A 974-nucleotide genomic window follows, 5' to 3' on the forward strand; every position below is an offset into this window, starting at 1 on the left:
TCATCGTTCCGTTCGATTATTTGCTTAAACATCGGCGTTTCTATGCGACGAATATTCGGGTCGTCCGCGTCGAGCAGCACCAACCCTTCCTTGCTGAACAATTGACTTAAAATAAATGCGAATAAGTCTGACAACGAATGAGCTTTGATCGTCATCTGGCGAAGCTCTTCCAGCAATACCGGTTTAAACTCGGAATGCGGCAATGTCTGCTCAAGCTCTGTCAGTAATTGCTCCCAGGCTTCAGCTGTAATTGCTGTACGACTAACTGACGTACGAGCACCTTCAGGTCTTACAGCGGACAGCTTGCGAAGCTCCTGCTCTGCTGTCAGAAAGTAAGCATGATTCGCTTCATCCCAATCATGATCCTCCCCAGCAATCCAAAATACAGGAACCACTGTGCGACCGAGCTGAGCGCTCGCCGACTTAGCTGCTCCAATAATCGAAACTGCTTTATGTATGACAAGCAATGGACCGGTCCATAAACCAGCTTGCTGTCCTCCAATTACAACCGGAGCTCCTTCCGCAATCGTAGCAATAGCTGCTAATGCTTCTGGTGCCGCATTTACTCCCTCGTTATAAGCTCTAAGCACGTTTGCTAATGCAACAGAGTCAGCTCTTAAAGCACCTCTGTCGTCTAAGCGGTCCATACGTTTATTCCAATCCTGCTCCACACCGGCATGATAGCCATATAAAGCTTCCACACGGCTGTCTGACCGCTCAATATAAGCTTGTGTCAAAGGCTGATTAATCGGCAATGCATACGATTCTATTTTCATCGCGTAGTTTTGACCTCCCGCTTGCTTGTTGTCGTTTAAACTCTAAGTAATTATCTTACCTTAAGTAATTGTACACAAACGTGAAGCCACCCGTCAAAGCAAATACGCCTCCATTATGAATGAGGCGTTCTTTATTACCATATTTATGTTAAGAAACAAGTATCGTTTTCCCGATTCCGATGCACATAAACACCTGTC

General features: G+C 45.9%; 1 protein-coding gene. It reads right to left on the reverse strand.

The features are described from left to right. The coding region (bshC, locus tag AC1DWN_RS34325) for a bacillithiol biosynthesis protein BshC (RefSeq protein WP_477563279.1) at window positions 1-776 on the reverse strand (776 nt) is incomplete at its 3' end. Between the last annotated feature and the right edge of the window lie 198 nt (window positions 777-974).

It is taken from the genome of Paenibacillus sp. P4_A7, from assembly GCF_056402455.1.